Raw genomic sequence first — 12,119 nt, 5'->3', positions numbered from 1 at the left:
TTCCGCTGATCCAGCGCGCGTTCCGCTGATCCAGCGAGCGTTCCGTCGCTCCAGCACGCGTTTCGCTGATCCAGCGCGCGTTCCGCTGATCCAGCGCGCGTTCCGTTGGTCCAGCGCGCGTTCCGTTGGTCCAGCGCGCGTTTCGTTGGTCCAGCGCGCGTTTCGTTGGCTCAGCGCGCGTTCCTCTGCTCCATAGCGCGCTTCAATGATGCAGCGCGCGTCTCAGTCTCCCCACACATGTTTCGAGTACACGGACTATACAGAACACCGTACTAAAATACTTCTCCTCTCTTATATCTTTAAAATACGGAGAAAACCAGAGAAATTCTGCGATGAGCCGTTTATTTTCAGCAGGTAAGGGAATGGTTTCTCACGAAAGAAAAAAGAAGGTGGAGAAGGTATGCTATTTTCTGGAACAAAATTATCGGATTTATCCATCACCTCTGTATTACTTATTCTGATCGGATTTATTTCACTTGGGGTGAGCATTTATTTCTTTATTGATTTGACCAACAGTATCTTACAAGAAGAAAAGTTCGCGATTGACCAGCAGGCGTTCGATTTGGCGCAGGCGGCTTCCTTTGGGGGAGCAGAAGCATTGGCAAAAGGAATTTCTAAGGCGGGATCGGTGATCTTCATGGTGATCATTTCCCTTATTCTTGCTGTCTATTTGTTGTTCTTCTCCCCCTTCAGTCGCTGGGTAGGTGTGTATTTCATTCTGGCTATGGGAGGAGTCAGTGGACTCACGGCAGGTTTGAAATCATTCTCCAGTCGCGACAGACCAGCGTTTAAAGGTGATTATCATGGGGCTACATCCAGTTTTCCGAGTGGACATGCGTCCGGGGCCCTCGTTTTTTATGGTTTTATTATCTATCTTTTCGTCATCAGTCAACTTGAACAGAAATGGAAATGGACAATCAATACAGTTTTGGCTCTTATTGCTCTCTTTATCGGGGTCAGCCGTGTTTATTTAGGGGTTCATTTCTTTACAGACGTGGTTGCCGGTTATTTATTTGGAATCGCCTGGCTGCTTCTGTGCCTCACTGCTCTTGAAGTGACCCTTTGGCATCAACGGAGGAGACAAAGATTGTCATAATCCCTTCTTTTTTCATGCTCCCTCTTTTTTTGAATAAATATAAAAGAGTGAGCTAAAAGGGGGATGACATCATGGCTGTTATTAAAGCTCCAAGTAAACATATCGACATGTTGGCACGATTGCTGCGAGCGGAAGCTGTCGGAGAAGGAAAGCAGGGCATGCTGCATGTAGGAGCTGTGGCTGTGAACCGGGCAAGAGTGAATTGTTCGGATTTCAAAGGGGTAAGTACACTGCCGGAGGTGATCAATCAACCGAAAGCCTTTGAAGCCCTGCAGCACGGCATGTACTACCAGAGAGCGCGGGAAAGTGAAAGACGTTTGGCGCGCAAAAATGTGAAAGGGTATCGATCCTGGCCGGCGAAGTACAGTTTGTGGTACTTCAGGCCGGACGGAGACTGCCCGCCGACGTGGTATGGTCAGAGTCAGGTCGGAAGATACAAATCCCATTGTTTTTATGAACCTGTAGCGGGTGAATGCGATGTGATTTACAATACATTTTAATAAAGCTGACAGGTGGAAGTCCCGCCTGTCAGCTTTATTTTTATAGATGAACCCATTTGAAATTCCTGATAAGGGAAGAAAAAGCTTTGAGATTCTTGCATCCGGCTGAATAAAACGAAACACAAAGGGTATGAACATATATAGATGTTCATGAACTGGAGGGTCAAGAATGGAGAAGATGAACCGAGGGATTATTACAGCCTTATCGGCAATTGGAATTGCTCAAGCACTAAAGATTGTCACTCATAAAACAGTGACCGGAGAATGGGATTTGAAGCAGATCGCGACTACAGGGGGCCAGCCGAGTTCCCACTCTGCTGGTGTCTCGGCCCTTGCCACATATATCGCTGCCAACAAAGGCTCACGTCATACGGAAACAGCTCTCGCTACGATTTTTGGTGTGATCGTTATGTATGATGCTCAAGGGATCAGACGTCATACCGGTGAAATCGCTCAACTGGTCAACGATCTGGAAGATAACTTTGCCGCGATTTCTGTTGACTTTCCGAGTTCTGATTTCGTAGAACGGGATAAGGAACTGAAGGAGCTTCTTGGTCATCAGCCCATTGAAGTTCTGGGCGGAGCTATTCTGGGAGCTGCTCTTGGGTACTTTTCTGCAAAACTCGAAGGATAAAGGCATCCAATCGGGCGAAAAGTAAATCCAGGAGGTGAATTCGAATGAACCAATCGAACAATCCTGGACAAGATGTGTTTGCAAAATCGGGAACGAATGTGAGTGAAGTGAAACGTCGGAATGAACAATCCGGGCTTTCCTACAATCAAGTGAAAGAGATGCTCGCTCATAAACAAAATCAAAAATGATGATAACAAAGGCCTGTCCGATAAAGGGACAGGCCTTTTCCTCGTAAGGAAGTGTTACCATTGGTGCTATTGTTCTTCATTCACATCTACTGCTGCTGTATTGTTGTTCATATAGGCAGCGGATAAGTGATCCTTTTCTTTGTTGTGTCCCTCGAGAGCTGCCTGCAACTTCTGGTTAGCAGATCCGCGGTCTCTCCCTTTCGGATTGTTTTTCTTTCTGCTTTCGCTATTTTTACTCATCGTCATCCTCCTCCTGGTGGTTCCTTATTAATTTCTCCAAGAATTCATTCCCTATGTCCTACTTTTCGTCCTTATTCGTGAATGAATACGATCAGTTTGAAAAGACTAAGAAAAAAGCACGGATATTGCAGTGAATGACTGAATGCAATCCAAATTGGAGGAGTTCAAAATGCCAGAAAGCCCTCGTTTATCCTCATCCGAAATCGGAACTTTATGGATGACTTATCAGCAGAAAACCATGATTCTTACCATGCTTGAGTATTTCATAGAACAAGCGGATGATGCAGAAGCCAAACAAATCATGACGAATTTGAGATCAACGATCCAGCCCTATGTTGGGAAAATTGAATCGATGTTTCGAGCAGAAGACATTCCTGTTCCCATCGGCTTTACACATGACGATGTAAATAAAGGGGTACCGAAGCTTTATGATAACGGTTTTGATATTATGTTTTTGCGTTTGGTGAAAGAAATAAGCATGGGCATGCACACATTGAATTTAACCATGTCTTATCGTCCGGATGTCACATTGCTGTATCAGGAGCTGACCCAGATCACTCAAAAGTGCTATGACGATTGCACACAATTCTTATTGACCAAAGGTTATCTACCTAAATCTCCTTATGTGTCTGTTCAAAAGCAGGTGGAGCATGCGAAAGGGACGAATTATTTAGGGATGATCAATCCGTTAAAAGGGAAGCGGGCGTTAAACACGGTCGAAATCGCTCATATCCACCATTCTATCGAATCAAACGTAACGGGGATGCACATGATATTTGGTTTTGCTCAATGTGCTACCCATAAAGATGCCATTGATTATTTTTATAGAGGCGGAGAATTAGCGAAAGGCGTAATCAAAGAAATGAGTGAAGTCCTATTGCAGAACGACATTCAGTTCCCTACAACCGCGGGTGGAAATATCACCACTTCGAAAGTGCCGCCATTTTCCGATAAGATCATGATGTATTGTGTGAGTTTATTCTGCAGTTTTTCACTAGGAGGCAATTCTTTAGGAACTGCGTTCAGTTTACGGAATGACCTGCCTGCGAAGTTGACCATCTTTATGAAAGATATTTTCGAGTATGCTCATAAAGGTGCGAAACTCATGATCGAGCATGGCTGGATGGAAGAACCGCCACAAACCATTAAGCATTGAAAGAAAAGAAACCTGACGATCTCTCGTCAGGTTTTTCTATGTCAAGATTTCCATATTGACATCCTCCTCTTTATCGTTTAACATCGTAAAAGTCATTAAAACATATCAACTTACTTGGTTTTAAGGGAGGATTCTTATATGAAAAAATTCGTTTTGATTTTATCCATAGGTTTTCTAGCGATGGTTCTCGTCGCTTGCGGAAGCAGTGAGGAAGGCGATCAGGCTTCTTCCAGTGAAGGAAATGAGTCCGACAATTCTGATCAGACTTTACTTGAACAAATTCAGGAAAGTGGAGAATTGGTGATTGGTACAGAAGGTACGTATCGTCCCTACACCTTCCACGATGAAAATGATAAACTGACGGGTTTTGATGTAGAGATTGCGCGTGAAGTAGCGGATCGTCTTGGAGTCAAACCTGTATTCAACGAAACGAAATGGGATTCCATGTTCGCAGGTCTCAATGCGGAACGTTTCGATATGGTTGCCAACCAGGTAGGAATTACGGAAGAACGCCAGGAAGAGTATTCCTTTTCTGATCCTTACATCCAGTCTTCAGCGGTCATTGTCACACATAAAGACAATGAATCCATTCAGAGCTTCGAGGATTTGGAAGGTGTCAATGCGGCTCAGTCGATGACGAGTAATTATGCAGACATTGCCCGCGATAATGGCGCGGAAATCACAAGTGTAGAAGGATTCAACGAATCGATGCAGCTGCTTGCAACGAAACGCGTGGAAGCCACTGTCAACGATCGTTTGTCTGTGCTTGATTATTTGAACAACCGTGAGGATGCACCGGTCAAAATCGCTGCCCGTCAGGACGATGCTTCTCAAAGCGGCTTGCTTTTCCGACAAGGCAATGAAGATCTTGTAAAAGCCGTCAACGAAGCACTCCAGGAAATGAAAGACGACGGCACATACCTTGAAATTTCCGAGAAGTGGTTTGGTGAAGATGTATCTAAGTAACATCTTCACAGACCCTGAAATGGAAAAGTATATCGATATTATCGTAAGCTCTTTTCTCCCTTTGGTGAAAGGGGCTTTGTATTATACAATTCCGCTCACATTGATTACATTTGCTATCGGATTAGTGTTGGCTGTGATTACTGCACTCATGAGGCTTTCCAACATGAAAGTTCTTCAGTGGATCGCCAGGACCTATGTGTCGATTATTCGCGGGACACCTTTGCTTGTGCAATTGTTCATCATTTTCTTTGGACTCCCGTCTGTGGGCGTAACGATTAACCCGTTGTATTCTGCCATCATCGGCTTTTCCTTGAATATGGGAGCTTACAATTCTGAAATTATTCGTGCGGCCATTTTGTCGATCCCAAAAGGGCAGTGGGAAGCCGCTCATTCAATCGGGATGACCAATTTTCAGGCTCTCCGACGTGTTGTACTCCCTCAAGCGACGAGAGTATCGATCCCACCATTATCGAACTCCTTTATCGGCTTGATTAAGGATACCTCGCTGGCATCGACAATTACGTATACGGAAATGTTCCGAAAAGCACAGGAAATCGCAGCAACGAACTATCATTTCCTGCTCGTCTATACCGAAGCTGCCGTCATTTACTGGATCATATGTATCGGTCTTTCCTTCGTTCAGGACCGTGTAGAGAACAGGTTGGATCAATATGTCGCAAAATAGGAGGGTGCTGCTATGATTACCGTCAAAGACCTCAACAAATCTTTTGGAGATTTGCATGTACTGAAGAATATCAATATGGATGTCGACCGAGGGGAAGTGGTTGTTGTCATCGGCCCCTCGGGTTCTGGGAAAACGACGCTGCTCCGTTCTTTGAACATTCTTGAGACACCGGAAGAAGGAGAAATTACGATTGGAAATCAGTCGATGGATTTTTCCAAGCCTTCAAAGAAAAAACAGGTCGTCGAATTCAGAAAACAAACTGGGATGGTCTTTCAAAACCATAATCTCTTCCCTCATCTCACCGCACTCGAAAATGTAATGGAAGGGCCAGTGACTGTACAAAAAGTATCCAAAGCGAAAGCACGCGAGCGAGCGGCGGATATCTTAACGAAGGTCGGCCTTGGAGAGAAGCTGGATGTTTATCCCCATCAACTCTCCGGGGGGCAGCAGCAGCGCGTCGGCATTGCCCGTGCCCTTGCGACCGGAGTGGAAGTCATCTTGTTCGATGAACCGACTTCGGCTCTCGACCCTGAGCTTGTCGGTGATGTTCTTGATGTTATGAAAGAACTTGCGGAAGAAGGGATGACGATGGTTGTCGTCACCCACGAAATGAGCTTTGCGGAAGAGGTGGCCGACCGTGTCATCTTTATGGACCAGGGGGCTGTTGTCGAACAGGGAACCCCGGAGCAAATTTTCCAACAAACGAAAGAACCACGTACCCAGCAGTTCTTAAACCGGATACGGAAATGAAGTCAGGCGTTTCTGCCTGGCTTTTTTATATGCAAGTCAGGTCGTTACTTTTCAACATTAGGACGCTGTTTGCCTTAAGACGGACGCTATTTTCGATCGTTAAACCCTTATCCACCGGCGTTAGGATGACATCATAAAAAGCCAGGTCACCACTACACGTAGATTTGTTTGAATATTCTTTACTTCCTGGTCATAAACTCATAAACTGTGAGTGAGCAAGTATTTTCCATTACATACGTTGGAGGAAATGCTATGAAGACATTAGAGCGCGTAAACATTGTAGAATACGAAGACAAGTATGCAGCATCCGTTGCAAAAATGTGGAATGAGAGCCGTGATAACTGGGGCGGCGATGCGGTGGTCACAACGGCCGAGGACGTCGTGGAAAAAGAATCGCAGTCTACGAATCTTCATTTGTTTCTTGCTGTAGTAGAAGATGAAGTGGTCGGTTATTGCGGGCTTTCCGAATATAAGGAAGATACAGGGGCTCTTTATATTCCTCTTTTGAATGTCCATCCCGGGTACCAAGGGTTGAAGATCGGTAAAAAATTACTGCTTCAAGCCATAGATAAAACCGTCGAATACGGGTGGCCGCGGCTTGATCTTTTTACATGGCCGGGGAATACGAAAGCGGTACCGCTTTATAAAAAATGCGGGTTTTTCTGGGAGGATCGTGATGATGCGACTCATTTGATGAATTTCATGCCACAAGTTCTCCAAATCGAAGCCTTGAAACCCTTTTTCAAAAAGCACGACTGGTACTCCACGAGCGTGAGACCGATGGAGATCAAACCTGATGGAACGAAGGAAAAAGGGTTCACGTTCTATGAATATCGTTGGGAAGCAGGAGATGAATTTGTCCGGATCCAAGTTGAACGCACAGGACGTGGAATGACTCTCATCGAAACGAATGACTGGCGGGTAGAGATGGAGGTCCCGGAATTTAAACTGTTGGAAAAGACGGACTATCCTGTGAGCTATCGCGTAAAGAACTTCACGGAAAAGCCAATGGAAGTTTCTATGTCAGGAGATTCTTCGGCACTTGTTAACGAGGACCTGAATGAAGAAACAGAAGTGGAGTCCGAATGGAGTGCGGTATCTAACGTGCAAGTTCAAGTGCCGGACCAGGAACCGAGCGCATGGAAAACGCATCCCGTCATCGGAGCAGTCATCACAATCAACGGCGATCGTATTCCATTGAGATCGGGTGTTTTCCCGCTGCAGGCAGGGAAGGTGGATATTCGGACGGTCCAAAAATATTGGCGGCCCCGGCAAAAAGGTACACTTTATCTGGATGTAGAAAGTCGTATGGCAGACAAGGCGGTGTTGACAGTCAAGTTGCCACACCAGGAAGTGGTTGAGTGGTCGGCATCATCGGTTCAAGTGGAGGTGGAAGGAAAAGGACGCGCGACCATTCCGGTTTCTGTTGAATTGTTGAAGAATGGCTTTTTACATGAGGAAGTGCAGGTAGATGGACGTACGGACGCTGGTCATTCTTTTTCCTTCCGTACAAAGATTGCGCTCGCTTTTCCGGGATACGGTGGGAAATTTGGAGGAGACACCGATACAGATTGGTATGGATATAACGGACCTTTTTTTGTGAAGGTTGAAAAAAGAAATCACATGGTGTTTGTGGGATCAGTCCGGTCGAAAGAAGACCCGCTGCTCCTCATGACACCAAAGCTTGGCCTGCCATTCAGTGAAGAGTTTTCGAAAAAGATGGCGACGGTCGAGTATGTGGAGCTGGCCGAAGCGTTTGTAGTGAAAACCTCTCTTGAGTCGGAGGCGTTCCCGGGGATTTTGTTGAACAATTATTACAAAATCTATGGTGATGGACTTGTCGAGGTCCATCACGAACTCATCAATAACGGGGAGGATAATTATAAAAATCTTCATTTGCTGCAGCCCGTCTTTCCGAAATATAAGGCCTTGGCTCTTCCGAATAAAGATGGTGTTGTCATTGGTACAGAAGCCTTGATTCCCTTTACGGAATACTTACGCGAAAAAGATCTCTCTGAACGGTGGCTCTACACGACGAATCGCGCTGGAGATACGTTCGGTATGGCGTGGCCGGAAGAAGCGACGGGAAGAAAAGACGACTGGCGGTTCGCTTTTGAATATCAGCTTGACCAACTTTCCTCAGGAGAAAAAAGGTGTATGGGCCCCCTTCAAATCGGTGTAAATGCTGCGGGTGACTGGTCTGCCTGGCGTGAAATGGTCATCGGTGAGGCTGATCCACTTCCGGAGAAACCAGTGTTTGAGATGGTACCGAAAGAAGGGATTGTTTCAAAAGCAGGGCATGAAGTGACCCACTCATTCCGTTCTTTACTGACTCCGCATGTGTATGGAACGTTGACGGTTGGAAATGAAGGCAATTCTTATAGAAAAGAAGTGAAACGGGAGGACGGCGTCACCGCTATCGATGTGCCGATCGTCCATGAACGTCCGGGTTTCGCTGCTTTGTCTGGTACTTTCCGTTCTGAAGGAAGAAACGCGCAGTTCAAGTCTTATCAGCTCGTCCAGGGAGATCAGAAGGTGGACGTCAGCCAAAAAGATGATTGTTGGACGGTCGATAACGGTGTCTTGACGTATTCAGCCTCGGCCTCTTATTTTCCTGGTTTCTATTCTCTCTGTCATCAAGGACGTGAGTTCCTTCATCATCAATATCCGGAAGCAGGTCCGAGAAGCTGGTGGAATCCATGGGGTGGAGGACTGCGTTATGTTTTGGACGGTGTGAGTCCTTTTTCGATGATGAAAGAAGAAACGAAAGTAGAAGCCATTTCGAAGGAAGACCAGGGTGGGAATGATTGGACGGGAATTTGTCTCACTACAACTTTCCATGAGCACGAAAAAATGAAAGGTTTGACCTTGAAACAATATGCGCTGACATTACCTGAAGTGCCGATCGTAGCCGTCTATGCAGAAATTGAACAGGGAGCCCCTCGTACCTTTGCTGCTGAGAAAATAGCATTGGAAGCCTTTTTTAAACCGGATGAACACTTATCCTCAAGCTTTGCCAGAGTCCCGACAGATGGTGTTTTCCATACGTATTATGCCGGGGTAGAAGAATATGATCTTGAATCCGGTCCTTCTGTTGTCATTGGATCGGATGGGGAGAAAGATCACCTGATGATGGTCCACCCCCAAACGCGGAAGCAGGCAGAAATGTATATGAACCAGGACGTTTTTCTCGTGGAATCCGTTCACGAATGGTCCGCCTCCTCACAGAAGGTAGCGGCGGTTGAGCCAACCTTCTTCATCATCGGTGAACATGAAGAACCATGGAAGCAGCACCCGTTCCACCGGATTTCTTTCAAGGGAATATAAAATGAAAATCATCGATGCACACATCCATTTTTCCAGCATCCAAAGTTTTAAAGACACGGGGCAGGACCTTTCCCGTGTCGATTATACAAAAGAAGGACTACGTAAAGAGATGGAAACGGGTGATATTGCTTTTGCCATTGGAATGGGCGTGACGGAAGGGAGAGAGGGCTTTCCGGACCGCTACGTTCAGACTCCGATGGGGCTTGATTTGGCTGAAGATTTACCGTCACGATTGGGTGTCTGTCCAGGGATCAACCCTTTCTGCCTGGATCAGGACGCACTGGACCGATTAGAAACGGCGCTTCAAAAGCCGGAGACCGTCGGGGTCAAAATCTATCTCGGCTACTATCCGTTTTACGCTTATGACGATATCTATCAGCCCGTCTATGATCTTGCTGCTGCCTACGGCGTCCCTGTTGTTTTTCATACAGGAGACACGTATTCGGAACGAGGGTTATTAAAGTATTCTCATCCGTTGACGCTGGATGAAGTTGCCGTCGCTAGAAGGGATGTCAACTTCGTCATGGCTCACCTTGGGGATCCCTGGGTGCTGACAGGAGCGGAAGTCGTTTATAAGAACAGGAACATGTTTGCCGATTTATCCGGTTGGCTCGTTGGAACAAAAAAAGAACTGGATGCTCGTCTAGTGGACAATCATTTCGATCATGTCCGCCATGCGTTGACCTATTGTGACCATTACGAGAAGCTGCTCTTCGGTTCTGATTGGCCGCTCGTTCCGATCAAGGCCTATGCAGACTTTATCGGCGCACTTATTCCTTCGAAGCATGTAGAAGATGTTTTTTATCAGAATGCCTGCCGGGTTTTCTCTAAAATTGAAAAAATGATGTAGGAAAAGTCTGTCCCTCCGCAGGGGCAGGCTTTTATGTGCGAATAAAAAAAGCTTATGGTCTTAGAGTAGAGTCTGATGTGTGCCGGACTGTGCTAGGTGAAAGAAAACGTGGGAACACTTATGATATGGTAGAGGAAACGACGAAAGCGATAAAGGAGATTGTTATGGACGCACATAAAGGATGGAATTTGCAGCAGAGTTATACGGAACTCCCTGATGCTTTTTACACAAAAACGGCACCTTCAGAAGTCGAGAATCCTGAACTCGTTCTTTATAATGAAGATCTTGCAGGAAAGCTGGGTTTACCTACTAAACCGGATTCCGCCATTTTTGGAGGGAATGCAGTACCGGAAGGGTCCGTACCGATCGCCCAGGCATACGCCGGGCATCAGTTTGGACAATTGACGATGCTTGGTGACGGAAGAGCTGTATTGCTTGGCGAACAAATCACACCTGAAGATGAGCGCTTTGATATCCAGTTGAAAGGATCAGGCCGTACCCCGTTTTCCCGCGGGGGTGACGGACGGGCGACGCTTGGTCCGATGCTCAGGGAATACATCATTAGTGAAGCAATGCACGGATTAGGAATCCCGACTAATCGAAGTCTTGCCGTTGTAACGACAGGAGAATACGTGCAGAGGGAAGACTTGCTTCCTGGTGCCGTCCTGACCCGGGCAGCTTCCAGTCACTTGCGTATCGGGACTTTTCAATATGCGGCGGGTCTTCAAGACCACGACCAGTTGAAGGCCCTAGCTGATTATGCCATCGAACGCCATGCTCCGGAGCTTCTTCATACTGAAAATCCTTATTTATCCTTTTTTGAAAAAGTGATCGATCGTCAGGCATCTCTCATTGCTCAGTGGCAGCTCGTCGGCTTTATTCACGGTGTGATGAATACAGATAATATGACGATCAGCGGAGAGACAATTGATTACGGGCCGTGTGCGTTTATGGACACGTACAACCCGAAAACCGTCTTCAGTTCCATAGATCGAAAGGGCCGTTATGCCTATATGAACCAACCCCCGATTGGAGCCTGGAACCTGGCTCGCTTTGCAGAAACCCTCCTCCCGCTTTTCCATGAAAATCAGGAGGCCGCTGTTGAAATGGCGCAGGAAGCGCACGCCAAGTATGAAGAATCTTATCACGCCTACTGGCTTAACGGGATGAGGGCGAAATTGGGAATGGTGACAGCGGAAGAGCAGGACCAGCCTTTGATTGAAGACTTATTGGAAATGATGGAGAAAAACGAAGCGGATTATACGAACACTTTCCGCGCTTTGACGCTTGGTCGACCTAATGAAACATCTCTGTATGGGAAGCCGGCATTTACCAACTGGTATAAGCAGTGGCAGGCGCGTTTGGAGCGTCAGGAGACCAGTGACCATGAGGTTCAGGTATTAATGAAAAAATCGAACCCTTCCATTATTCCGCGTAACCATCGGGTGGAAGAAGCTCTTGAAGCCGCGGTGGAAGAGGGAGATCTCAGTGTTGTGAAGCAATTGCTTTCTGTCTTGGAGGATCCTTATGCTTATACGGAAGCACAGGAAGCTTATACCGAATTACCTGATTCAGGCGATCAGCCTTATCGGACATTCTGTGGGACTTGAGTGGATGATATTATAGGCGGAAAGACAAAAATCTCCTGATTTGAGTTGAAAGTGTCCTTACTCCAGACGAAAGTGACATAACCCGAGATGAAAGTGCCCTAACTCGAAGCGAAAGTG

12 protein-coding genes are annotated in these 12,119 nt (G+C 46.4%); 11 read left to right on the top strand and 1 reads right to left on the bottom strand.

Translation table 11 applies throughout. The features are described 5' to 3' along the window. The first annotated feature begins 400 nt into the window (after positions 1-400). The 4 genes from VKA52_RS15355 (at position 401) to VKA52_RS15340 (ending at position 2,418) form a co-directional block, all read left to right on the top strand. The gene (locus VKA52_RS15355) at positions 401-1,096 is read left to right on the top strand and encodes a phosphatase PAP2 family protein (RefSeq protein WP_160914010.1); all 696 of its coding nucleotides are present in this window, start codon (positions 401-403) and stop codon (positions 1,094-1,096) included. Between the two features lie 71 nt (positions 1,097-1,167). Continuing rightward, a complete protein-coding gene (locus tag VKA52_RS15350; protein ID WP_160914012.1) occupies positions 1,168-1,596 on the top strand; it encodes a cell wall hydrolase in 429 nt (142 codons plus the stop codon). Positions 1,597-1,765: 169 nt separating this feature from the next. After that, positions 1,766-2,230: a divergent PAP2 family protein gene (locus VKA52_RS15345; RefSeq protein WP_160914014.1), complete on the top strand. Its 465-nt coding sequence runs from the start codon at positions 1,766-1,768 to the stop codon at positions 2,228-2,230. A gap of 44 nt (positions 2,231-2,274) precedes the next feature. After that, complete coding sequence (locus tag VKA52_RS15340) at positions 2,275-2,418, top strand: hypothetical protein (protein WP_202412465.1); 144 nt, start codon at positions 2,275-2,277, stop codon at positions 2,416-2,418. A 66-nt stretch (positions 2,419-2,484) separates the two neighbouring features. Here the strand turns inward: VKA52_RS15340 and VKA52_RS15335 are convergent, their stop codons facing one another. Continuing rightward, the gene (locus VKA52_RS15335; RefSeq protein WP_160914016.1) at positions 2,485-2,658 is read right to left on the bottom strand and encodes a hypothetical protein; all 174 of its coding nucleotides are present in this window, start codon (positions 2,656-2,658) and stop codon (positions 2,485-2,487) included. 169 nt (positions 2,659-2,827) lie between these two features. On the opposite strand from VKA52_RS15335, the gene VKA52_RS15330 reads away from it, so the two are divergent. From VKA52_RS15330 to VKA52_RS15300, 7 genes are all read left to right on the top strand, one after another. Then, positions 2,828-3,814 carry a DUF3231 family protein gene (locus tag VKA52_RS15330; RefSeq protein ID WP_326316305.1) on the top strand — a complete coding sequence of 329 codons (987 nt, stop codon included), beginning with the start codon at positions 2,828-2,830 and terminating at the stop codon, positions 3,812-3,814. A 138-nt stretch (positions 3,815-3,952) separates the two neighbouring features. After that, positions 3,953-4,780, top strand: coding sequence for an amino acid ABC transporter substrate-binding protein (locus tag VKA52_RS15325; RefSeq protein ID WP_326316304.1), 828 nt, complete (start codon positions 3,953-3,955; stop codon positions 4,778-4,780). Further along, entirely contained in the window at positions 4,767-5,465 is a 699-nt protein-coding gene (locus VKA52_RS15320; protein WP_160914022.1) for an amino acid ABC transporter permease, read from the top strand. The genes VKA52_RS15325 and VKA52_RS15320 overlap by 14 nt, the downstream gene beginning before the upstream one ends. Positions 5,466-5,477: 12 nt before the next feature. After that, positions 5,478-6,215: an amino acid ABC transporter ATP-binding protein gene (locus VKA52_RS15315; protein ID WP_326316303.1), complete on the top strand. Its 738-nt coding sequence runs from the start codon at positions 5,478-5,480 to the stop codon at positions 6,213-6,215. Between the two features lie 252 nt (positions 6,216-6,467). Then, positions 6,468-9,542, top strand: a complete 3,075-nt coding sequence (locus VKA52_RS15310; protein WP_326316302.1) for a GNAT family N-acetyltransferase — start codon at positions 6,468-6,470, stop codon at positions 9,540-9,542. A 1-nt stretch (position 9,543) separates the two neighbouring features. Then, a complete protein-coding gene (locus tag VKA52_RS15305) occupies positions 9,544-10,392 on the top strand; it encodes an amidohydrolase family protein (RefSeq protein WP_326316301.1) in 849 nt (282 codons plus the stop codon). Between the two features lie 125 nt (positions 10,393-10,517). After that, the gene (locus VKA52_RS15300) at positions 10,518-12,002 is read left to right on the top strand and encodes a protein adenylyltransferase SelO (protein ID WP_442788853.1); all 1,485 of its coding nucleotides are present in this window, start codon (positions 10,518-10,520) and stop codon (positions 12,000-12,002) included. The last annotated feature ends 117 nt before the right edge of the window (positions 12,003-12,119 follow it).

The sequence above is a fragment of the Halobacillus sp. HZG1 genome, assembly GCF_035818575.1.
GTDB lineage: Bacteria > Bacillota > Bacilli > Bacillales > Halobacillaceae > Halobacillus > Halobacillus litoralis.
The sequence above is the reverse complement of the archived record's forward strand: the minus strand, read 5'-3'. Positions and strand labels throughout refer to the sequence as shown.